Raw genomic sequence first — 20686 nt, forward strand, 5'->3', positions numbered from 1 at the left:
AGGTGGCGGGTCTGTAGCCGGGGCGCCGACATCTGGCAAGGCGGAGAATGCCACAGAATGCACGTCTCGTGCGCCGCCAAGCCGCCGCCCGGTGCTTGACCGGGCGGCGCAGGGCGTCACGCGATGCGGCGGGAACGGTCCGCGGCGGCTTGCGGGGCCGGCGAGGGACTGGCGGAGGTGTTGACGGGCGCGGGCGTCGACAGCGCCGACGGTGCACCAGCACCGGTCTGGAGGAAGCCGGGTGTCGCGGGGGCCGGGCTGCCGGTCGTGACCGGAGCCGGCGTGGGCACCGCCGGGATCTCGGTCGGCCCCACCGGCTCCGTCGGGGCCGGAGCGTCATCCTCGTCGGGACCGGCCAGGATCTCGGGCGGGGTCTTCCACACGAAGGCGTCGAGGCGGCCGCTGACCGGCGAGACCGGCGCCCAGCGCTCGGAGATGACACCGTCGGCGACCCAGGCCGCGTCACGCGGCGCGCGAGCGGCGCGGGCGAGCCACTCGCGGGAGCGCCCGCTCTCAGCCCCGTGCTCGGCGGCCTCGATCCGCGCCATCATCCGGCAGACGCGTGCGGTCGGCCGATCATCGGCCAGGGGTGCCAGCGCCTCGCGGGCGCGCACGAAATCCTTGGCCTCGGTTGCCGCTTGGGCGATCACGAGGCGCGATTCCGGATCCCAGGACGAAAGCTTGGCCAGGTTCTCGGCGCGGGCCAAACGGTCACGGGCGGAGTCACCGGGGCGCAGGTTGAGATAGACCTTCGCGAGTTCCGGATGCGGGGTCGCCTTCCAGGCCGCCTCGACGATCTTGGCGGCCTTGCGCAGGTCGTTGCGCCGGGCGAGCAACCGGCCGGCGATGACGGCCGCGGGCACGAGGTCCGGGGCGAGCTTGACCGCCTTGAGCGCCTGTTCGATTGCGGTGTCGGGCTCGCCGGCCTCGTGGCGCTGTGCCGCCGCCGTGAGCAGGACAGCCTGCTGACGGCGGGCGGCATGCTTGTCCATAAGGCCGAGAGCAGCGCGGCGCTCTACGGTCTCGGTCGCGGCGGACCACTCGCCGTCGGCGCACTGCGCTTCCAGAACCGCCTCGTTCGCCCAGGTGACGCTCGGCGCGAGCCGGGCAGCCTCGGCGGCGTAGGCGCGGGCGGCCCCTTCGTCCTCGCGGCGGCGGGCCTCCACGAACAGGCCGCGCAGGCCCAGCACCCGGGTTTCCGGATCATCCGCCATGCGCTTGAACGCCTGTTCGGCCGCGTCCCGGTCGCCGGAGATTTGCGCCGCCTGTGCCTTGAGGAGGAGCGTAAGCGGCTGGCTGCCGAGCAGGCGCTCGGCGTCGCCCGCGTGGCGGCGCGCGGCGAGCGGATCACCGGAGCCGACGGCGATCATGCCGCGCGACAGGGAGGCCAAGCCCTTGTTACGGCGGCGCTCGCGGGTCGAGCGGCTGATACTCGCGGGAAGGCCGATCACGCCGGTCACGATCGCCCAGATCAGACCGATGATGATCGCCGCCACCAGAACGCCGGTCAGCGCGATGGCGAGGCTCATGCCGATCTCGTAGCCGTTCCAGACGACGGTCACGGTGCCCGGATGGTCAGCGATCCACACCGCGCCGTAGGCGGCGACGGCCAGGAGGGCCAGGAAGACGAGGGCGCGCCACATGGGTCAGGGCCTCCTTGGGAGCACGGGGAGCGGGCGCACGCGGCCCGGGCAGAGTGGAAGGGTGGAACGCCGCGCGGGGCGCGGCTGGTTCATCGTCATCGGTTGAGGCTCCCGCCCGTCAGCGCGCGGGCGGCAGGCCGGTGAAGGCGTCGGCCAGCAGCGTTTGCGCCGCGCGGCCTGCCTCGGCTCGCGCCGAGAGCCGGTCGCCGAAATCGCCACCCTGCGCCCGCGCGTCCTCGGGCAAGGCAGCGTAGGCCTTGGCCGCCTCGGCGAGGTCGCCGCGGTCGAGGGCAGCCTGGACCTGCCCGGTGGAGGTCTCGCTGCCCGAAGCCGACGTCGCGCCGCCCGAGGTCGGCCCTTCGACCCGCTTCACCTGCACGAGGGAGCTCGCCATGCTCATCAGTCGGTCGCTGACGTTGCCGGTCTCGGCCGCCGCCTTCGCCTGGGCCGCGCGCTTGGCCTCGGCGATCCTCTCCGAGATCCGGCGGAACTCCGCCGCGAGGCTGGCCGCGGTCGGCGCGCCCTTGTCTGCGAAGGGGCCGAGTGCCTCGAGGCGCTTGGAATCCGCCGGTTCGAGGTTGCGCAGGCTGGCGAGCGCGTCCGGATATGGCTGTCCCGCCTCCAGTGCCGAGGCGATCCGGTCGGCCGCGACGATGCGCAGGGCCGACTGCACGGTAGTCTGCTTGGCGCTCTGGTCGACCGCTTTGTCGAGGCTAGCGATCCGGTCCGATTGCTCCTGGAGCTTGTCCTGCAGCTTGCGCTCCAGGCCCTGCACGGCCTCGTCGGCACGGGTCCGGGCGGCGTCGGCGGCCTGCTTGCCCGCCTGCGTCGCCTCCTGTGCGGCCTGGCTCGCCGCGGCGATCCGGCTCTCCAGCGCCTTCTGCACCTCGTCCACGCGCTTGCCGAGAGCGGCCTCGGCCGCCTCGTCGGCCTTGGTGCGGGACGCGACCTCGCCTTGCAACGCTGCGATCTTGTCGGCGAGATCGGACGACGCGGTCTTCGAGCCGTTCGCTTCGAGCGCCTTGATCCGATCATCGAGGGCCGCAAGGGCCGCCGGATCGGCGGCCGGCGCGGTCTTCACCTCCGCGGTGCCGTCACGGCCGGGCTCCTCCTGCAGCGCCGAGACGCGCTGGTCGAGAGCATCGAGACGGGCCGTTAGATCCGCGGGGACGGCCAGCGCCGGGGCCGAGCCGTCGGCGGCCGGAGCGGCACCCGCCTTCTGCAGCGCTTCGTTGGCGCGGTCCGTCGCGGCCTTCGCAGCCGCTTCCGCCCGGGCAATCGCGTCGGGCAAGGGCTTGAGCGCCTGCTCGTTGGCAGCGAGCCGCTTGTCGAGGCCGGCCACGGCATCCTTGGTGGCAAGGCCAGCGACCGACTTGTCGAGGGCGGCGAGGCGCGGATCGGCGCCCCTCTGGTAGGTGGTGACCCCGTAGAGCAGCCCGGCGCCGATGAGACCGCCGAGCAGACCAGAGGCAGCGACCGAACCGAAGCCCGGGCCGCTGCGGGCCGGCGCCGGCTGCGCGGTCGTCTTGGGCGCATCACCGGACGGGGCTTTGGGCGGGGCGGAGGCACCCGGTCCCTCCTTGCCGGAAGCAGGCTTAGCGCCCGGCTGGGCCGAGTCCGCCGGGTCGGAGAGGCGCTTGGCCTTCAGGTCGAGGATCGGACCGTCGGTCAGCGAGGCCGTCTCCGTTACCCGAGTGGCTCCCTGCGCCGTTCCGGGCTTCGCATCTGGCTTGATGTCTTGTGGCTTGGTGTCCTGGCTCGCATTCGGCTTGGCATTTCCGGAGGCCGGATTTTCCGGCTTTACCGCACTGCTGCCGGTGGCCCCGGCTTTGAAGGGTGCCTCCGGTTTCGCATCGGCGGGCTTGGTGCCGGCCGCGATCGGCGGCACGGCGCTGCTGCCGGTCGTGCCCGGCTTCAACGGCGCGCTGGGCCCCGTAGGACCGGAGTTCGCAGCGCCGGAGGCGGCGGGCGATGCGGACCCGGTGGACGGCTTTCCCGGCTCGGCGGGTTTGGCCGACATCGGCCCGGTGGCGGTGCCCGAACCGGAAGGAGGAACGGCGCTGCTGCCCGTCGCGCCCGGCTTGGCGGGCGCGTCCGTCTTCGCGTCCTGCGGACGGCCGGCGGAACCGGTCGGGCCGCTGCCGGAGAGCACGCTGCTTCCGGTCGGTCCGGGCTTGGCCGGTTCGGACGCGGTCAGCCCCGCCTTGGTCGCGTCGGGCTTCACGGAGGAGGCGGTCGCGGACGGCTCGGCGGGCTTGCCCGTCACCTTGGGATCGACGGGCCGGGACAAAGCCTGATCCTTGATCGCGTCCTTGGCCGCTTCCGGAGACTTGGCCTGTTCGGAAGACTTGCCTTGCTCCGGAGACTTGGCGCCGTCCCTGGGGCCATCCTTGGGTGAAGTCACGGGCGTTCGCTCCATTCAGCCGCCGCACCGGCGCAGTCTGCTCCCATAAAAGAGCGAAACCGCGCCGTCATCCATCGGAGCCGCTTCCGGGCCCCTTCTTCGACGCTCCGGTACACTCTAACGTCCGCGTCGTCCCGCGGGGCGCGACGAGGGCGCTCAGTCCGAAGCCGCGAGACCGGCAAGGAGAGCCTCCTCGCTCGGGCGCGCCGCCACAAAATGGGCCGCAACGCCGAGCTCGACCAGCCCCGCGGCCACGTCCGGGGACAGGCAGTAATGCGCCAGCGCCCGAAACGCTCCGCTCAGACCCGCCTCGCGGCACAATCGTTCGGCGGTTTCTGCGCTGCGCCGCGAGAAGTGCAGGGCGGACACAAGGGGAGGGGCGCCGTCCCGGCCCGCGAGCGCCCGCTGCGCCGGCTCGGGCAGCGCTGCCTCGGCCAGAGCCGCATAGGCGGTCCAGGTCGTGACGCGGTAGCCGTAGGCCGTGAGGCTCGCTCCGGGCTCGCCCTTGCGGTCTTCGCCCGCGGCGTGGAGGAGGGCACCGCCCGGCCTCACATGCGCCGTGACCAGTCGGGCCAGGACGGTGGCGTCCCCATCGGCGCAGAGAACGGGTTGCAGGCCCGCCCGCTCGGCCCGCTCGGCGGTGCGGCGGCCGACGGCGAAGACCGGCGCAGTGGGGAGGCCTGCCCAGGCGAGCGGCGCGGCGGCGTTGGCGCTCGTGAGGATCAGGCCGTCGAACCGGCCGGAGGGCGGCGGTCCGTCGCCCGGCCCGATCCGCAGCACGGGTGCCACGAGCGGCATATGGCCGAGCTCGGCTAGCCGCCGCGCCGTGCGTCCCGCGCCCGGCTCGGGCCGCGACACCCAGATCCGCATGCGCTCGTCTCCTCCTCTCGCCATCCACAGCGTCCGTCGGCCGCGAGCCTCACCTGTATCCATCGACGGTTTCGTCGTAGACGTGTCTTCGTAGAAGCGTCTTCGCGAGCGGCCTGATCCCGCTTTCGCGAGACATGGAGTAGGCGGGCCGGCCCCCGGCGCGCAACGATGCGTGGACGTCAGTGTGACCCTCATGAAGATCCTCGGCATCGAGACCACCTGCGACGAGACTGCCGCCGCCGTCGTCACTCTCGGTGAGGACGAGCGCGGACAGATCCTCGCCAACGAGGTGCTGAGCCAGATTGCCGAGCACGCGGCCTATGGCGGCGTCGTGCCCGAGATTGCCGCCCGCGCCCATGTCGAGGTGCTCGACCGGCTGATCGCCCGGGCGCTCCAGCGGGCGGGGACGACGCTGAAGGAGATCGACGGGATCGCGGTTGCCGCCGGGCCCGGCCTGATCGGTGGCGTGCTGATCGGCCTCGTCACGGCCAAGACCCTCGCCCTCGTGGCACGCAAGCCGCTTCTCGCGGTGAACCACTTGGAGGCGCATGCGCTGACGCCGCGGCTGACCGATGGGCTCGCCTTCCCCTATCTCCTGCTGCTCGCCTCCGGTGGGCACACGCAGCTCGTCGCGGTGAAGGGGGTGGGCGATTATGTCCGGCTCGGTACCACCATCGACGACGCCATCGGCGAGGCTTTCGACAAGGTCGCCAAGCTCCTCGGGCTCGGTTATCCCGGCGGCCCCGAGGTGGAGCGGCAGGCGCAGAGCGGCAACCCGGAGCGGTTCGCACTGCCCCGGCCGATGATCGGGCGGCGGCAGGCGGATTTCTCGCTGTCGGGTCTCAAGACGGCTCTGCGCATCGAGGCCGAGCGGCTCGAACCGCTCGCCTCGCAGGACGTGGCGGATCTTTGCGCGAGCTTCCAGGCTGCGGTGGTGGACGTGGTGGTGGACCGCGTGCGCGTGGCCCTGCGCGCCTTCGCGGGCGTCGCCGGGCACCCCACGGCTTTGGTCGCCGCGGGCGGCGTGGCGGCGAACGGAGCCATCCGCCGGGCTCTGGCCGCGCAGGCGGGGGAGGTGGGCCTGAGCTTCGTCGCACCGCCGCTGCCGCTGTGCGGCGACAACGGGGCGATGATCGCCTGGGCCGGGCTGGAGCGCCTGCGTCTCGGCCTCGTCGACGACCTGACTGTGCCGGCCCGCGCCCGATGGCCCTTCGCCGAGGCCGCACCGGCTGCCTGAAATCAGGCCAACGCGCGGGCCGAGGCAGTCACCTTCTGCACGGAGAGATCGACCTCGTTCGCGGCATGGGCGATACCATCGGCATTGCGACGGACGGCATCCACGCTGCGGGCGGCCGTCTGCATGTTGGTCGCGATCTCCTGCGTGACGGCAGCCTGCTCGGTGACGGCGGAGGAGACGCTCATCGAGATCTCGCTGAGATCCGTAATGGTCGAGACGATGGCGCGGATCGCCTCGACCGCCCGCGCCGAGGAATCCTGCACAGCGGCGATCTGCTGGCCGATATCCTCGGTGGCGCGCGAGGATTGGCTCGCCAGCGCCTTGACCTCGGCGGCGACCACCGCGAAGCCGCGTCCGGCCGCACCGGCGCGGGCCGCCTCGATGGTCGCGTTGAGGGCGAGCAGGTTGGTCTGGTCAGCGATCGAGCGGATCACGGAGACCACCTCGCCGATGCGCTCGGCAGTGGCGGTCAGGCCGCTGACGATGCCGCCCGCCTCCTCGGCGCGGGTCACCGCCGCGTCGGCGGCGATCTTGGCCTGCGAGGCGTGGCGGCTCAGCTCCGAGATCGAGGCCGCAAATTCCTCGGCGCCCGCAGCGACAGACTGGACGTTGTTGGAGGTGACGGCCACCGCGGCCGCCGTCTCGTTGGCTTGACGGCTGACATTCGACATCGCGCCGGTGATGGAGCCGAGATCAACCTCAATGGCGCGCTGACCGTTGGCGCGCCGAAGACGATCGGCCACGGCCTGGGTCACGTCGCTGGCGAACTTCACCACCGCGCAGGGGCGCCCCTCGCTGTCGAGGACCGGATTGTAGCTGCCGTAGATCCAGACGGTCCGTCCGCCCTTGGCGACCCGTTGAAACTCGCCGGCTTGATAGGTGCCGCTCGCGAGCGACTTCCAGAAGTCGGCATAGGCGGTGCTCTTCGCCTCTTCGGGATCGACGAACAGGCTATGATGCCGCCCGCGAATCTCGTCGAGCCGGTAACCCATCGTGTTGAGGAAGTTCTCGTTGGCATCCGTGATCGTGCCGTCGAGGCCGAAATGGATCACTGCCTGGGAACGGTTGATCGCCGCGATCTGCCCCTCGTAGCCCGTGTTGCGCTCGGTCTGGGCCGTGACGTCGCTGGCGAACTTCACCACCTTGAAAGGCTGCCCGCGTCGGTCGAGGATCGGGTTGTAGGAGCCCTGGATCCAGATCGACCGGCCATCCTTGCCGATGCGGCGAAACTCGCGGACTTGAAATTCGCCGCGGCGCAGCGAGTCCCAGAATGCCTTGTATTCAGGGGTCTCGCGCTGTTCCGGCGGCATGAACATCGCGTGCCTGCGACCGCGCACCTCGTCGAGGGTGTAGCCGACCAGTTTGAGGAAGTTGGCGTTCGCGTCCGTAATCGTGCCATCCATCGTAAACTCGATGCGTCCTTGAGCACGGTCGACGGCAGCAAGGATGAAATCTTGCTCGGAATGGAAAATCGCCACGGCTGAAGGCTCCAGGCATTACGTCGTCGGGCAAGGATTTTTACATATGTGATCCCTAATCTGCCGTTAATTTTGTACCATTTGATCAGTATGCAACGTATTAATTTTCGCCGACGAGTGACAATCCGGCCGTATTAAAAGGTCGGTTCGTCTCCAGCATTTAATTCAAAGAATATAAGCGGCGCGGAAATTATCGAAAATGCAGAACAGACCATGGACTGTATGAATCTTACCCACGAAAGTTGTATTCACGCGGAAAGTGCGAGAAAATTCCCTCTTTAGTCCGAGGTTGTACCCAGAAGACTTTTGCGCCTTGGTCCGTATCAACACAAGCCGTGGCAAGTCGATGCTGTCTCCACCCCGGTCCGCAGAACATCGCTCCAAGGCCGCCGATCGAGCGCGGTGCGCCGGGTGCGAGCGTCCATTTTCGGATGATTGCAGATCGGCGCTCGCTCTTCCGCCGACAGGTCGTTATCGCGAGCCCGACGATCCGGCACCGGGTCGGCACCGTGGCTGTAACCGGGCGGGAGCCGTAAGATCCTGATGGAGGCGGACATGAAGTCAGGCACGCAGCAGCGGGACGACGTCGTCGCCGTGGTCGGAGGCGGATCCTGGGGCACGGCTTTGGCCAACGCCGCCGCCGCGGCGGGTCGCCCGGTCACGCTTTGGATGCGCAATCCCGAGGCCGCCGCGCGGATGGAGCGGGCCCGCGCCAACGAGCGCTATCTGCCCGGTGTCGCCCTGCATCCGGGCGTGCGGCCCACCGCCGAGGCCGCCGCGCTGGCGCAGGCCGGCACGGTGCTGCTCGTCGTGCCGGCTCAGACCCTGCGCGGCGTGCTCGCGGCGCTTGCGCCCTCGCTGGCGCCCGGCGCCGCTTTGGTACTCTGCGCCAAGGGGATCGAGCGGGGCAGCGACGCCTTCATGAGCGCGGTGGCGGCGGAGGTTTTGCCGGATGCTGCGCCGGTCGCGGTGCTGTCGGGTCCGAGTTTCGCCTCGGACGTCGCCCGTGGCCTGCCCACGGCCGTGACGCTCGCCGCGGCGGACGGGGCGATGGCGGCGCGACTCGCCGGCCTCCTCTCGGGACCGGCCTTCCGGCTCTACCATACCGACGACGTGCGCGGCGTCGAGGTGGGGGGAGCGGGCAAGAACGTGCTTGCGATCGCCGCCGGCATCGTCGCCGGGCGTGGTCTCGGTGAGAGCGCCCGCGCCGCGCTGATCGCCCGTGCCTTTGCCGAATTGATGCGCTTCGCCCGCGCCTATGGCGGTCGGGCGGAGACGTTGATGGGGCTGTCGGGCCTGGGCGATCTCGTGCTCACGGCCTCCTCGCCGCAATCGCGCAACTTCGCCTTCGGCGAGCGCCTGGGGAAAGGTACTTCGCCTGAGGAGGCTGCGGGCGGCAAGCTCGTGGAAGGTGCCTTCACCGCGCAGGCGCTGGTCGACCTCGCCCGGTTGCGGGAGGTCGAGATGCCCGTGGCCGAGGCCGTCGCCGCAGTGGTGGCCGGAGCGCTGACGGTCGATGCGGCGATGACCCGCCTCCTGTCGCGGCCGCTCAAGGCGGAGACGGCGTGAGCGACCCGCCGACGGGCTGAAAGCGAAGCGCCGCGCCCTTCAAGCGCGGCCAGATTTTCGATAAGCGAGGGCGCCTTTCCCGACGGAGCTGTCCCGCGCCATGGCCTACTGGCTGTTCAAGTCCGAACCCTCGACCTGGTCATGGGACCAGCAGGTCGAGGCGGGGGAGGGCGGCACCTTCTGGAATGGGGTGCGCAACCATCTTGCCAAGAAGCAGATGCAGGCGATGCAAGTCGGCGAGCGCGGCTTGTTCTACCATTCCAACGAGGGCAAGGCCGTCGTCGGCATCGTCGAGGTCATCAAGCCCTATTATCCCGACCATACCGATGAGAGCGGACGCTTCGGCATGGTCGATGTGAGGGCGGTGGCGCCGATGCCGCGCCCGGTGACCCTCGACGCGATCAAGGCGGAGGCTGCGCTCAAGGATATGGCCCTCGTCACCAACTCGCGGCTCTCGGTCCAGCCGGTGACGGAGGTGGAATGGGCCAAGGTCTGCGCCATGGGGGGCTACGTCGAGCGCTGAGCGACGGAGGGTCGGCCGTTCCGGCCGCGTCTCAGCGGGTGAGCGCTCCGGGCATCAGGCTCCGGCTGCGCAGCCGCGCGCCCGCCGCGCCGATGCTCCAACCGAGCCCCGCCCGCAGGAGCGGCTCGATCCGCCGTGAGACGAGCAGGGACGCGGCGACGGCCACCAGGATACCGCCTGTGAGAGCTTCAGCGGGTGGCAGGCCGTAGGCCGCTAGGAACCGCATCGTCAGGGCGCCGACGAAGGTGTGCAGCAGGTAGAGCGGATAGGTCGCGAGACCGAGATCGCGGATTCGCCGCCCGAGGCCGGGGAAGGCGTCGGTCAGCGCGGTGTTCACGCGAATCGACAGGCAGAACAGGAGCATGAAGACGGCGTAGAGGAACCAGGGCATCTCTGGGCTTCGGTCGAGGCCGAGCGAGGCGCCCACGAATCCGGCATCGTAGCGGATCTGCAGGAAGGCTCCCGTCAGGCAGACGGCGAGCCCGGCCACACGGTACCCCGTCAAACCCCGCCGCACTGCGCTCCACAGCAACACGCCAAGGGCGAAGTGGCAGCCATGGGTGAGAAGGAGGAGCTTCGCGATCCGTGTGCTGATGATCCGGTCGAGGTCCGGCCAGACCGGCGCCGTTGCCAGCAACCATGCCAGCGCGCTGATGACGCCGACCGCCAGGACCACCGGCTCCAGCCGTTCGAACCGGTTCAGGCACAACAGGACATAGACCAGCCCGTAGAACACGATCTCGATCCCGAGCGTCCAGTAGACGCCGTCGATCCAGCGCGGAACCGGGAACAGGATGAGCGTGCGGACATAGCGCTCGAACAGAACCCACACGGTTTCCGGGAAGAACAGCAGCGCGAGCCCGAACGAGACGGTGGCGCAGAACCAGATGCCCGGCATCAGGCGCAGGATGCGCCCGGTGAGAAAGCGCGACGCGCTCGCCTGCGAGGCGGAGTAGGCGATGACGTAGCCCGAGATCACGAAGAACATCTGCACGCCGACCCAGCCCTGCTCGCTGACGGGCAGCAAGGTCGGAAACGGGATCGGCGACCCGACGAGAGCGGCCGCCTCGCTCGAAGGGACCATCCAGGCCGTGCAGGCGAGGTGGTACAGCATGACGAGGCAGGCCGCGCCGAAGCGGAGCAGATCGAGACCGACCAGAGGACGCGGCGCGTGCGAGCGCGCGGCCGCCGCTGGCTCACTCCCGGTCGAGTCGGATGCCATGCCTGTCTTCCAATCGCAGAAACGCCGCCGGGCCGTCATCCGGTCACGTGAACACGGGTATGACTTGTCTTCCGACAAGATCCCTCTCGAGACAACAGGATTAAAATACCGATATCTCGCCTTTTCCGGCTCTCTCCCGGACCTTGACACTGAAAATACGCCCCTAGTTCTCGCGCAACTGTGAGGCGTGGCCGCACGTTCGCGGTAGAATGGCGGCGTTCCGCCCCCGTACGCCTCCGGAAGCCCGCCTCCACGGTGCCCGGATCGGGTGTGGGGCCGAGCCGGCGACATGGCGCTTCACGGGCAAGGCTCGAACAGGATTGGAGACATCGATGGCGCCACGTGAACCCCTGCTCATCTCCGTGCCGATCGCGGAGCTGCGCCCAACGCAGATGACGGTGGGCTACCGCGAGGTGAGTGAGAAGCGTCGTCGCTGGCGGGAACACGATCCCGAGAAGAAGGCGGAGTTCCTCGGCTCGCACATGATCCCGGTGCTGCTCGGGCCCAAGAAGAAGCACTACGTGATCGATCACCACCACCTCGCCCGCGCCCTGCAGGAAGAGGGGGAGAAGAATGTGCTGGTGACCATCGTCGCCGACCTGCACAAGCTCGACAAGGACGCCTTCTGGACGGTGGCGGACCACAAGTCCTGGGTCCACCCCTACGATGCCTCCGGCGTGCGGGTCGGCTTCGACGATATCCCCAAGGCGATCGCGGATCTCGCCGACGACCCGTTCCGCAGCCTTGCCGGCGAGTTGCGCCGGGCCGGCGGGTTTGCCAAGGACACGACGCCGTTCAGCGAGTTCCTGTGGGCGGACTACCTCCGACGCAACCTGAAGCGGAAGGCGGTCGAGCGCGACTTCACCGAGGCGATGGAGAACGCGCTGCGCCTCGCGAAAGCACCGGATGCCGGCTACCTCCCCGGCTGGTGCGGACCTCTCGACGGCTGAGAAGGTTGAGTGGAAGACTGAGCGAGGCCTGCGACCGCCGCGGCGAAGAGGCCGAGGGCGGCCGCGATCAGGGCGTTCCAGCCGGCGAGCGAGAGTCCGAGGAAGCGCCATGCGGCGGCCGTGCAATCGACCGGCCGTACGGTTTCCAGGTTCTTCAGGAAGTCGGCCACGTCCGCTGGCCCGGCTCCGGACCCGCCGCCGCAATCGTTGGGACCCGGCCAGAACCCCCACTCCGCGCCCGCATGATAGACGCCGAGACCGGCCCCGTAGACCAGGACCAGGGCTACCAGGCCGAGGAGGAAGCGCGCGGGCCGCGGTGGGAGCAGGGCGGCGACCAGAGCGAGCGGCGCGGTGAGGTAGTAGGGCACCCGCTCCGTCAGGCAAAGCTTGCACGGCACATAGCCGAGGCCATGCTCGAACACGAGGGCAGCGCCGACGGTGAGCGCGGCGCCGAGCGCCACGGCGAGCGCGGCGGCGCGCAGGCTGACGCGGCTCACAGCATCACCTTGAAGGCGACGAAGCCGAGGATCACCACGGCGGCGAACAGTCCCGCCACCACGTTGAGGTGCCGGTCGAGCACCGCGCGGATGCCGATGCCGTAGCGCCCGAGCAGCCACGCCAGCAGGAAGAACCGCGCGCCGCGGGTGACGACCGAGAGCAGCGTGAACCAGAACAGCGAGTAGTGGGCGAAGCCTGAGGTGATGGTGACGAGCTTGTAGGGGATCGGGGTGAGGCCTTTCAGCAGGATCACCCAATGCCCGTAGGTGGCGTAGGAGGCCTGGAAGGTCTCTGCCTTGTCTGCCAGCCCGTAGAGGTTGAACAGCCACTGCCCGACCGAGTCGAACAGCAGCGCGCCGATGGCGTAGCCGAGCAGTCCGCCAAGCACCGAGGCGACGGTGGCGATGGTCGCGTACAGCCAGACCCGATCCGGCCGGCTCACCGCCATCGGCACCAGCATCGCGTCCGGCGGGACGGGGAAGAACGAACTCTCCGCGAAGGCCACCGCCCCGAGCGCCCAAGGCGCGGAGGGCTTGGCGGCGAGCGCGAGTATCCACTCGTAGAGCCGGCGGATCATGGGGCCTCGTTGGGGTCCGGGAAGCGGTGCCCTTTCAGCACAGATGCGGCCCGGAGGCGAGGGTCGGGCCAGGGACGGAAAAGATTCGCTCTGGTCCGGCGCCCCGGCTTGTGCCAAGAGGCGGAAGCGTCGCGGGTATGGCGGAACTGGTAGACGCGGGCGACTCAAAATCGCCAGCCGAAAGGCGTGGGGGTTCGATTCCCTCTACCCGCACCAAACACCCCCACATCGAGATCGATCACGGCAGCGTCGGCTCGGCCGTGAGGCGCGCGCGGATCGCGGCGCCATCCCGTCCGGGTGGGGCGCCGAACAGGCGGCGATAGTCGCGACTGAATTGCGACGGACTCTCGTAACCGATGGCGTAGCCCACGCCTGCCACGTCGTTGGCCGCGAGCAGCAGGCGCCGCGCCTCGTGGAGCCGGACCTGCTTCTGAAACTGGACCGGCGTCATCGTCGTCACGGCCTTGAAGTGGCGATGGAAGCTCGCTTGGCTCATCCGCGCGAGCGCTGCCAAGTCGGCTACGCGCAGGGTTTGCGCGTAGTGGTCGCGGATCCACGCCGTCGCCCGGCTGATCCGCGCGGCGTGGCTCTCGGGCAGGCCGATCTGCCGCAGGGCCGGGCCGAGCGGACCGCCGAGGAGGCGCCAGACGATTTCCCGCCCGATCAGCGGCGCCAGCACCGGACGGTCGCGGGGGTGATCGAGCAGGGTCAGGAGGCGCGCGAGAGGATCGCACAGGTCGGGATCGAGCACGACGGTGCGCAAGGGCGCGAAAGCCGGGGCGAGCGCCGTCGCTTCGGCGAGGGTCTCCGCCTGGCCGCTGAGCAGGTCGCCCAGGGCGTCGAGATCGATCGCGAGGTTGAGCGCGAGGTAGGGACGGGCCGGGCTCGCCTCGGTGATCCGGGCCGTCACGGCGAGATCGAGGGAGGCCAGCAGCGCCTGACCCGCGGCGTAGCGATAGGCGGTTTCCCCGAGCAGCGTCGCCTTGGCGCCCTGCACGACGACGCAGAAGGAAGGTCGGTAGACCGAGCGGATCGGCCCGCTCGGCGTCTCGGCCCGGTTGAGGAGCAGTCCGTCGAGCGGCGTTTCCCGGCCGAAGCGATGCCATTGCCGTTCGATCAGAGCTGCGAGGCCGGAGAGGTCCGTCGTCATCGGTCAGGATCTTAGTGCACGCGCTGCGTCCGCGCAGGGGCGGAAGGCCGTTTTGAGAGAATCGGGCAAGAGCTTGAGAGGATCGGTCGCGCGCGGAATGGCTTGAAAGCCGTAACAGAGGCCGTCCCTTCCAGACGGAGACCCTCTCCATGCGTATGCGCCCCCTCGGCCGGAGCGGCCTGTTCGTGTCCGAACTCTGCCTCGGCACCATGACCTTCGGCGGAAGCGAAGGATTTTGGGGTCAGATCGGCCGGCTCGGCCAGGACGAGGCCGACACCCTCGTGAGGACCGCATTCGATGCCGGCATCAACTTCATCGACACCGCCAACGTCTACGCGGCCGGGATGAGCGAGCGCATCCTCGGCCAGTCGCTCAAAAATCTCGGCATCGCCCGCGACGACGTGGTGATCGCCACCAAAGTGCTGGGTCCGATGGGCGAGGGCCCGAACGCCCGCGGCGCCTCGCGCGGGCACATCCTCAGCCAGTGCAAGGCGAGCCTCGCCCGGCTCGGCCTCGATCATATCGACCTCTACCAGATCCACGGCTTCGATCCGGCGACACCGATCGCCGAGACCCTGGAGGCGCTCGACACCCTCGTGCGCCACGGCCATGTCCGCTACCTCGGCCTGTCGAACTGGGCGGCGTGGCAGGTGATGAAGGCGGTGGGGATCGCCGAGATGCGCCGGCTCGCGCCCATCGTCTCGCTTCAGGCCTACTATACCCTCGTCGGGCGCGATCTCGAGCGCGAGATCGCGCCGATGTTGACCGCCGAGGGCGTGGGGCTGATGGTGTGGAGCCCCCTCGCCGGCGGTTATCTCTCGGGCAAGTATGACGGCGAGGGCGCGGCGTCGGACGGGCGGCGCACCACCTTCGATTTCCCGCCAATCGACCGGGCCCGCGGCGCCGGCACGCTCGACGCGATGCGGGCAATCGCCGAAGCGAGGGGCTGCAGCGTGGCCCAGGTGGCGCTCGCGTGGCTCCTGCACCGCGAGGTGGTCACCAGCGTCATCGTCGGGGCCAAGCGCGTCGGGCAGCTTCAGGACAATATCGGCGCGACACGGGTGCGGCTCGACGCCGACGACCTCGCGCGGCTCGACGCGGCCACCCAGTTGCCGTCGGAATATCCCGGCTGGATGCTGGAGCGGCAGGGCGCCTACCGCGCCTGACCTATTCGCGCAGGAAGCGCCGGATCCAGCCGCCGACGCGGGCGCTGTCGTGCGGCGCTTCCAGCGAGGCCAAAGCCGCCGGCACCAGGGCCGCGTCGGTCGCGCCGGCCCGGTGGCCGTCGGTGAGCGCGCGGGCATAATCCGGCGCAAACTCAGGATGGCACTGAAAGGAGAGTGCAGGGCGGTCGTTCCAGGCCAAGACGCCGTAGGGCGTGAAGGCGCTGCCCGCGAGCACACGCGCGCCGGGCGGCAGGGACACGACCTGATCCTGATGGCTCACAGGGATTGCGATGGTATTCGCATCGTCCATGAAGGGCGCGCGGTCCACCACCTTGTAGGCGTGCAGTCCCAGGCCCCAGCCGCGCTGCGACCGCTCCACTCGACCGCCGAAGGCCTGCGCCAGGGCCTGATGCCCGAAGCAGAGGCCGACGAGTTTTTTCGATGGGTCGAGGCCGCGCAGGAAGTTGAGCAGGTCTTCGACCCATGGGATCGGGTCGTAGACTGAGGCGGGTGAGCCGGTGATGACGAGGGCGTCGAATTCCGCCGGCGCCTCTGGCCAATGGCCCGCCGTGACGTCGAAGCACGAAAAGACGTGACCGTCCCCGATCAGCGCCTCGACCATCGCGCCGTAGGAGGGAAAACGCCCGCCCAGCCGCTCGGGCGGGTGGCCGGTCTCGAGGATGGCGATCTTCATGGGGCAGGATTTAGAGCATCGTCCCGAGAGGTGGTCACCGGCTTTTGGAAAAAGACGATGCAGAAGCAAGAGCCTAGAGCATCGTCCGGGATCCGGTATCCAGGACGATGCTCTAGATCGCCGGATCGAAGGCGGAAACCGTCGCCGGAGCCGCGGGCTTCGCTACAAGCCTGACCAGCAGCACGGCCACACCCATCACTGCCGCGAAGATCGCGAAGATCAGCGGGTTATATACCACGAGCGCCACGAGGCAGATGACGGCCACGACCAGCGCGAAGGCCGGCGCGTAGGGATAGAGCGGTGCCCGGTAGGGCCGGGCGAGGTCCGGCTCGGCCCGACGCAGGCGGAGCAGGGCGGCCATGCTCATGACGTACATGGTGAGGGCGCCGAACACCGCCATCGTCACGATACTGGCGGTGAGCGACTGACCGGCGACGCTGATCAGGTTGTCGCTGTAGATCGCCGCGATACCGATGATGCCACCGGCCAGCGTCGCCACGTGCGGAGTCTGGAAGCGCGGATGTACCTGCGCGAACACCGCCGGCAGGAAACCGGCGCGGGCCAGCGCGAAGATCTGGCGGGCATAGCCCATGATGATGCCGTGAAAAGAGGCGACGAGCCCGAACAGGCCGAGCCAGACCAGCATGTGCAGCCAGCCGCTCGACTCACCCACCACCCGCTTCATCGCCTGGGGCAGGGGATCGTTGAGATCGGAGAGGCTCTTCCAGTCCCCGGCGGCGCCGGCAAACAGCATCACCCCGAAGGCGAGCACGGTCAGCGTCAGCACGCCGGTGATGTAGGCGATGGGGATGGTGCGCTTGGGATCCTTCGCCTCTTCCGCGGCCATGGCGACGCCCTCGATGGCCAGGAAGAACCAGATCGCGAACGGGATCGCCGCGAAGATGCCGCCGATCGCGGCTGGGCCGAACGCGTCCTGTCCGGCCCAGCCGCCGGCAGCGAAGTTCGCGAGGCTGAAGGCCGGGGCGACGACGCCCATGAAGACCAAGAGTTCGCCGACCGCCAGCACGGTGACGAACAGCTCGAAGGTGGCGGCGATGCGCACGCCGACGATGTTGAGCCCCATGAACAGCAGGTAGGCACCGAGCGCCGCGTGCTTCGGATCGAGGCTCGGAAACTGGACGTTGAGATAGGCACCAATGGCGAGCGCGATCGCGGGTGGGGCGAACACGAACTCGATCAGGGTGGCGTAGCCAGCGACCGCTGCGCCGGTGGGACCGAACGCGCGCAGGGAATAGGCGAAGGGGCCGCCGGCCTGCGGAATCGCGGTGGTGAGTTCGGTGAAGCTGAAGATGAACGCCACGTACATCGCGGCCACGCACAGCGTCGTGACAAGGAAGCCGAGAGTGCCGGCTTGTGCCCAGCCGTAGCTCCACCCGAAATACTCGCCCGAGATCACGAGCCCGACGGCGATACCCCAGAGATGGAAGGCGTTGAGGCTCTTATCGAGCGCGGTCGAAGGCGTCGGCATCGTGCATCTCCGCATTCCCGACCCGAAGCGCAGCCTCCGGTACGGCATCCGCCGGAGGGCATGGGGCATGAGGCAGGGCCATGGGGCTGATGCCAAGCAAGAGCGTTGCCGTTTCCATGTCGTCGGGCGCGCCGTGTCACGCGCGTCCGTGACCGAACGGGTTCCCCAGAACCTGAATGGTATGCCGGCGGTCGCCCTCCCGGCCCCGGCAACGCGGCACTCCGAGAGCCATCGCCATGAAGGGGTTGTCTACTCGGGAGAGACCCGTTCACCGGCCGCATGAGACGGAAGGCGGGTTTTGCCGGCTCCGGAGGCACCGCCGAGCTCGACATGGAAGGTCTGATAGATGAAGGCGAGCAAATCCTCCGCCGCCCCGGCGCGCTCCTCGGAAGCCGCTGCAGCCGCCTTCGCGTCGTGATAGCGCCGCAACAGCATCTCCTTCTCCGCAAGAGCCGTTTGCAGGGCCATCTTTGTGGCGCTGGTCGTCAGCCGGCATTCACGGATTTCTTCAAGCAGAGCCGTTCGCTCCAACTGCCACTGGGCGCGCTCCTGCTGGACGCTCTGGATCAGGCTCAATGTCTGCGGCTCGATCGTGGCTTTCCATCGCTGCAGATCATGGATCGTGTCCGCGGCCTGCTTCACCAGGCCGAGCGCATCGTACAACCCAACCTCGATATCGAACATGGTCCGCTCGGCGGCCTGAGCCGGCAGACGAGGCTCGCCGTCCGGCGGACATGTCGTCGGATAGGGGCGCTCGACGTTCATCAGACCGAGATCTTGCATCAGACCGAGATCTCGCCTCAGGGCATGTCTTGTCCGCTATCCCCCGGTTCCGCGGTGCTGGTCTTGGTCTTGGAGCCGAAAGCCGTGAACACGGCGTCGTGGATCCGCACCAGCCAGGTCTCCGCCTCCTTCGCGCGCGTCTCGGCGCGGCGGGCGCGGTCTTCCGCCTGAGCCAACAGGAGCTGGTTCGATGCGATCGTCTTCTGAAGTTGCCGCACCTCGTCCTCAGCTTGGCTGATGACGTTCCTCAGCTGATTCTCGAGATCGACGGCGCGCTCTTCACTGATCCGGATGGCTTCCGCCGCCTCCTGCACCAGATCGATCGCCGAGACCCAGTCACGCGGTGGCAGCACGGACGCGCCTCCCTCGGAGGACGACGCGCTCTCGGACGTTGCGGGCGAGAAATTAATGACCTTGTCTCCCGGTCGCGTCACGTTGGCCTGCCAAGCTCTCATGAGAATCGAGTTGCCGGAGGAGGGGGTATCCTTCACAGCTTGCTCCGACATTCAACGATCCTTTCAATTCTGCTTCAGCGAGAGGCGTCGGATGAGGCCGACTTGCCGGTGGAGGTAAACGGGCGAACGTTGCTCACCTCTTCGGCCGAGGCCTGCGCCGTCTCTACCTCGGCGTCGTCGTTCATCTGCTCCCGCCAGGGGCGACCTGAGCGTTTCAAGGCATCGTGCTGCTTTTGAAGCGTCGCGCGGCTTTCGCGTGCGATATCGAGAGCTCCCTGCAGCAGGGCACGCTCCGAACGCTCGTTCTGCAATTCCTCCATCAGTCTCCGATTGGAGGCCTCGAGATCGGCGCGGGCGGCTTCGTGCCGGTGAGTGAGGTGCTCGATGCGATCGTTCAGAACCGCGTTGCGGTTCATCGTCTGCTCGATCGCGGCATCTTTGGCGGCCAGTGCCTTGTTGAGCATGTCGCAGCGGCTGTCGAGTTCGCCGCGAACTCTCTGGATTTCCAGGAAACGTTCGGTCTGGCGGGAGAGGTCGGCCTGGAGAGCTTCGAGGCGCCGTTCCAGCGTGCTGCGCGCGATCGTCGCTTCCTTGAAGTTGCGATCGACGGCGCGGAACTCCTCGTCCTTGTCCCGCAACTGATTACGCGCCTGCACCAGCAACTGCTCCGTCGAAGCCGCGCGGTTCAAGGCGGCTTCGAGTTTCATCGCGAGACTGGCGCGATCGTTCCGGAGCGCGGCCAATTCTGTTTCGTGCTGGACCTCGTTCCGCTCCCGCACGGAGATTTCCGTCGCGAGCTGCGTCTCGATGAGACGCAAGCGCTGCCGGTCCGCCTCGGCGGTGGCCGTCAGGTCACGATGGCGGGCATCGAGATCCGCGAGCTGTGTCGCCTGCTCTTCGCTGAGAAGCTGGAGCCGGCGCCCATCCGTCTCCAGCAGACTGTTCTTCTCGCGGATATTATTCAGCTCGTGCTCGGACCGTGCCAGGGCGCTATCGGCGGCTTGCGCTTCCTGCCGCAGCGCCCGGCTTTCGCTCGCCAGGGCCTTGTTCTGCTCGACCTCGGAGAAGAGCTGGCGCTCCAGGTTCTCGATGGCCGACAGCTTGTCGCGCTGATCGATCTGATACGCTTCGACCGCCGCGTCGCGTTCGCGCAAGTTTTCAAGCGTTCGCTTCGCTTGCGCCTGCGAATCCACGAGCTCGCTGGTCAGGCGTGACAGCTTCGCGGACAGGTCCGCGACCTCGTCGCGCAGGCTGCCGTTGGCGCTGACTTCCTGGGACAGCGTGCTCTCAAGTTCGGCGATCCGCACGCTGGCTTTGGAAAGCTCGCTGCTGATGCTCGCCAGCGGCTGCAGGATCAGCGTGAAATCATCCTGAAGGCTGCGCAGGTCCTCCAACCGGCTGACCATCGCATCGATGCGCTGCCGGACGACCTCGTCACGCTGACCGATGGCATCGAGCGTCGGCGCAGCCGGCTCCGGCGCGGGGCGAGGGCGTCGACCGCCCTCCATCAGTTCGGGGACGGCGGCCTTCGGCATCCGCGGCGCGGGGGACGGCTCGGAATCCACAGGCCGTTGCTGCGCATCCCGGTCGCGTGGGGCGGATGACGTCGGCAGCACGTTTCGGAACGGCATCCAAGCCATCGCGGTGTAATCCCCCCTGACAACACGGCGAACGCGCGGTGCTTAAAGCATTTTTAACAGATCCGCTGCCTAAGGCGAGTCGTCTGTTTCGTTGGCAACAGGCTTCTTTTGGACGAAAGCTTGGCCATATTTTTGATTATTTTGGAAAGTTATTCAATCATTTCATATCTTATGCTTATGGTCGGAAATGTCTTGGCGATCTTTGCGTTCTGGCTCTGATGATGGAATGCCTCCGATAACAGATTTGTATTTCTACTAAGCTTGGATCCAATCAGGGCGGACTATCGAGCTGGTGGTTGCGAGGGCGCGGCGGCCGACCGGGGCCGGTATGGGGGCTC

The 20686-nt window shown here is 68.4% G+C and carries 18 protein-coding genes and 1 tRNA gene; 6 read left to right on the forward strand and 13 right to left on the reverse strand.

The window, feature by feature from the left end; all coding sequences use genetic code 11:
- Positions 1–116 precede the first annotated feature (116 nt).
- The 3 genes from FHU13_RS20290 to FHU13_RS20300 all read right to left on the reverse strand — a co-directional run bounded on the left by FHU13_RS20290 (position 117) and on the right by FHU13_RS20300 (position 4917).
- On the reverse strand, positions 117–1643 hold the full coding sequence (locus FHU13_RS20290) for a heme biosynthesis protein HemY (RefSeq protein ID WP_183437652.1): 1527 nt from the start codon (positions 1641–1643) through the stop codon (positions 117–119).
- 118 nt (positions 1644–1761) lie between these two features.
- Complete coding sequence (locus tag FHU13_RS20295) at positions 1762–4047, reverse strand: COG4223 family protein (RefSeq protein ID WP_183437653.1); 2286 nt, start codon at positions 4045–4047, stop codon at positions 1762–1764.
- A 156-nt stretch (positions 4048–4203) separates the two neighbouring features.
- A complete protein-coding gene (locus FHU13_RS20300; RefSeq protein WP_183437654.1) occupies positions 4204–4917 on the reverse strand; it encodes a uroporphyrinogen-III synthase in 714 nt (237 codons plus the stop codon).
- A gap of 193 nt (positions 4918–5110) precedes the next feature.
- Between FHU13_RS20300 and tsaD the strand changes: the two genes are divergently transcribed.
- A complete protein-coding gene (gene tsaD, locus FHU13_RS20305) occupies positions 5111–6154 on the forward strand; it encodes a tRNA (adenosine(37)-N6)-threonylcarbamoyltransferase complex transferase subunit TsaD (RefSeq protein WP_183437796.1) in 1044 nt (347 codons plus the stop codon).
- A 2-nt stretch (positions 6155–6156) separates the two neighbouring features.
- Here the strand turns inward: tsaD and FHU13_RS20310 are convergent, their stop codons facing one another.
- A complete protein-coding gene (locus FHU13_RS20310) occupies positions 6157–7632 on the reverse strand; it encodes a PAS domain-containing methyl-accepting chemotaxis protein (protein WP_183437655.1) in 1476 nt (491 codons plus the stop codon).
- Positions 7633–8175: 543 nt separating this feature from the next.
- Between FHU13_RS20310 and FHU13_RS20315 the strand changes: the two genes are divergently transcribed.
- Entirely contained in the window at positions 8176–9201 is a 1026-nt protein-coding gene (locus FHU13_RS20315; RefSeq protein WP_183437656.1) for an NAD(P)H-dependent glycerol-3-phosphate dehydrogenase, read from the forward strand.
- A 100-nt stretch (positions 9202–9301) separates the two neighbouring features.
- Complete coding sequence (locus tag FHU13_RS20320; protein WP_183437657.1) at positions 9302–9724, forward strand: EVE domain-containing protein; 423 nt, start codon at positions 9302–9304, stop codon at positions 9722–9724.
- Between the two features lie 31 nt (positions 9725–9755).
- Here the strand turns inward: FHU13_RS20320 and FHU13_RS20325 are convergent, their stop codons facing one another.
- Positions 9756–10946, reverse strand: a complete 1191-nt coding sequence (locus tag FHU13_RS20325) for an acyltransferase family protein (protein ID WP_183437658.1) — start codon at positions 10944–10946, stop codon at positions 9756–9758.
- 332 nt (positions 10947–11278) lie between these two features.
- On the opposite strand from FHU13_RS20325, the gene FHU13_RS20330 reads away from it, so the two are divergent.
- Entirely contained in the window at positions 11279–11896 is a 618-nt protein-coding gene (locus FHU13_RS20330) for a ParB-like protein (RefSeq protein ID WP_183437659.1), read from the forward strand.
- Here the strand turns inward: FHU13_RS20330 and FHU13_RS20335 are convergent.
- Both FHU13_RS20335 and FHU13_RS20340 read right to left on the reverse strand, forming a co-directional pair.
- Positions 11860–12393, reverse strand: coding sequence for a disulfide bond formation protein B (locus FHU13_RS20335; protein WP_183437660.1), 534 nt, complete (start codon positions 12391–12393; stop codon positions 11860–11862). The genes FHU13_RS20330 and FHU13_RS20335 overlap by 37 nt on opposite strands.
- Complete coding sequence (locus FHU13_RS20340) at positions 12390–12971, reverse strand: YqaA family protein (RefSeq protein WP_183437661.1); 582 nt, start codon at positions 12969–12971, stop codon at positions 12390–12392. Before FHU13_RS20340 ends, FHU13_RS20335 begins: the two co-directional genes overlap by 4 nt.
- A gap of 131 nt (positions 12972–13102) precedes the next feature.
- Here FHU13_RS20340 and FHU13_RS20345 point away from each other — a divergent pair.
- Positions 13103–13187 (forward strand) — tRNA-Leu (locus FHU13_RS20345).
- A gap of 22 nt (positions 13188–13209) precedes the next feature.
- Here the strand turns inward: FHU13_RS20345 and FHU13_RS20350 are convergent.
- Positions 13210–14121 (reverse strand): AraC family transcriptional regulator, encoded by a 912-nt coding sequence (locus FHU13_RS20350; protein ID WP_183437662.1) that lies wholly within the window; start codon positions 14119–14121, stop codon positions 13210–13212.
- 149 nt (positions 14122–14270) lie between these two features.
- On the opposite strand from FHU13_RS20350, the gene FHU13_RS20355 reads away from it, so the two are divergent.
- A complete protein-coding gene (locus FHU13_RS20355; protein ID WP_183437663.1) occupies positions 14271–15287 on the forward strand; it encodes an aldo/keto reductase in 1017 nt (338 codons plus the stop codon).
- Between the two features lies 1 nt (position 15288).
- Here the strand turns inward: FHU13_RS20355 and FHU13_RS20360 are convergent, their stop codons facing one another.
- From FHU13_RS20360 to FHU13_RS20380, 5 genes are all read right to left on the reverse strand, one after another.
- Positions 15289–15981: a glutamine amidotransferase-related protein gene (locus FHU13_RS20360; RefSeq protein WP_183437664.1), complete on the reverse strand. Its 693-nt coding sequence runs from the start codon at positions 15979–15981 to the stop codon at positions 15289–15291.
- A gap of 112 nt (positions 15982–16093) precedes the next feature.
- The gene (eat, locus tag FHU13_RS20365) at positions 16094–17470 is read right to left on the reverse strand and encodes an ethanolamine permease (RefSeq protein WP_183437665.1); all 1377 of its coding nucleotides are present in this window, start codon (positions 17468–17470) and stop codon (positions 16094–16096) included.
- Positions 17471–17719: 249 nt separating this feature from the next.
- Positions 17720–18235: a hypothetical protein gene (locus FHU13_RS20370; RefSeq protein ID WP_183437666.1), complete on the reverse strand. Its 516-nt coding sequence runs from the start codon at positions 18233–18235 to the stop codon at positions 17720–17722.
- A 35-nt stretch (positions 18236–18270) separates the two neighbouring features.
- Positions 18271–18759 (reverse strand): TolC family protein, encoded by a 489-nt coding sequence (locus FHU13_RS20375; RefSeq protein ID WP_183437667.1) that lies wholly within the window; start codon positions 18757–18759, stop codon positions 18271–18273.
- Between the two features lie 23 nt (positions 18760–18782).
- Positions 18783–20348 (reverse strand): chromosome partitioning protein ParA, encoded by a 1566-nt coding sequence (locus FHU13_RS20380; protein WP_183437668.1) that lies wholly within the window; start codon positions 20346–20348, stop codon positions 18783–18785.
- Between the last annotated feature and the right edge of the window lie 338 nt (positions 20349–20686).

Source organism: Methylobacterium sp. R2-1, assembly GCF_014191355.1.
In the GTDB taxonomy this organism is placed as follows: Bacteria; Pseudomonadota; Alphaproteobacteria; order Rhizobiales; family Beijerinckiaceae; genus Methylobacterium.

What these genes read in the sequence shown, in the direction of transcription:
- FHU13_RS20290 (WP_183437652.1), bottom strand. Translation starts at nt 1,643, where the DNA reads ATGTGGCGCGCCCTCGTCTTCCTGGCCCTCCTGGCCGTCGCCGCCTAC.
- FHU13_RS20300 (WP_183437654.1), bottom strand. Translation starts at nt 4,917, where the DNA reads ATGCGGATCTGGGTGTCGCGGCCCGAGCCGGGCGCGGGACGCACGGCG.
- tsaD (WP_183437796.1), top strand. Translation starts at nt 5,111, where the DNA reads ATGAAGATCCTCGGCATCGAGACCACCTGCGACGAGACTGCCGCCGCC.
- FHU13_RS20315 (WP_183437656.1), top strand. Translation starts at nt 8,176, where the DNA reads ATGGAGGCGGACATGAAGTCAGGCACGCAGCAGCGGGACGACGTCGTC.
- FHU13_RS20320 (WP_183437657.1), top strand. Translation starts at nt 9,302, where the DNA reads ATGGCCTACTGGCTGTTCAAGTCCGAACCCTCGACCTGGTCATGGGAC.
- FHU13_RS20325 (WP_183437658.1), bottom strand. Translation starts at nt 10,946, where the DNA reads ATGGCATCCGACTCGACCGGGAGTGAGCCAGCGGCGGCCGCGCGCTCG.
- FHU13_RS20330 (WP_183437659.1), top strand. Translation starts at nt 11,279, where the DNA reads ATGGCGCCACGTGAACCCCTGCTCATCTCCGTGCCGATCGCGGAGCTG.
- FHU13_RS20340 (WP_183437661.1), bottom strand. Translation starts at nt 12,971, where the DNA reads ATGATCCGCCGGCTCTACGAGTGGATACTCGCGCTCGCCGCCAAGCCC.
- FHU13_RS20350 (WP_183437662.1), bottom strand. Translation starts at nt 14,121, where the DNA reads ATGACGACGGACCTCTCCGGCCTCGCAGCTCTGATCGAACGGCAATGG.
- FHU13_RS20355 (WP_183437663.1), top strand. Translation starts at nt 14,271, where the DNA reads ATGCGTATGCGCCCCCTCGGCCGGAGCGGCCTGTTCGTGTCCGAACTC.
- FHU13_RS20360 (WP_183437664.1), bottom strand. Translation starts at nt 15,981, where the DNA reads ATGAAGATCGCCATCCTCGAGACCGGCCACCCGCCCGAGCGGCTGGGC.
- eat (WP_183437665.1), bottom strand. Translation starts at nt 17,470, where the DNA reads ATGCCGACGCCTTCGACCGCGCTCGATAAGAGCCTCAACGCCTTCCAT.
- FHU13_RS20370 (WP_183437666.1), bottom strand. Translation starts at nt 18,235, where the DNA reads ATGAACGTCGAGCGCCCCTATCCGACGACATGTCCGCCGGACGGCGAG.
- FHU13_RS20375 (WP_183437667.1), bottom strand. Translation starts at nt 18,759, where the DNA reads ATGTCGGAGCAAGCTGTGAAGGATACCCCCTCCTCCGGCAACTCGATT.
- FHU13_RS20380 (WP_183437668.1), bottom strand. Translation starts at nt 20,348, where the DNA reads ATGGCTTGGATGCCGTTCCGAAACGTGCTGCCGACGTCATCCGCCCCA.